Source organism: Bartonella sp. AA83SXKL (assembly GCF_042196965.1).
Lineage (GTDB): Bacteria > Pseudomonadota > Alphaproteobacteria > Rhizobiales > Rhizobiaceae > Bartonella.
Genome location: NZ_JBHIRG010000287.1, coordinates 354 through 598, shown reverse-complemented (window position 1 = coordinate 598; position 245 = coordinate 354). Strand labels below are relative to the sequence as shown.

Below are 245 nucleotides of genomic sequence, written 5' to 3'. Positions count from 1 at the left end.
GATAAAGTTTGGGTTAAATTAATGGGTTTTGATGAGCGTGGTAAAGTTCGCTTATCAATGAAAATCGTCGACCAAAAGACCGGTAAAGAAATTATTGGTGAGGATTCGATAAAAGCAGAACAAGAAAAATACACAGAGGAAACACATAAATCTGAAAACAAGCGCCGTCGTAAGAAAAAAGAAGAGTAAACTTCTCCTTTTTTCATGAAATTAAATGCCATCCCAAATTGGAATGGCATTTTTCT

1 protein-coding gene is annotated in these 245 nt (G+C 34.7%); it reads left to right on the top strand.

The features are described from left to right. A partial coding sequence (locus ACFINO_RS11170; protein ID WP_375655914.1) for a hypothetical protein occupies window positions 1–189 on the top strand: 189 nt, incomplete at its 5' end. Between the last annotated feature and the right edge of the window lie 56 nt (window positions 190–245).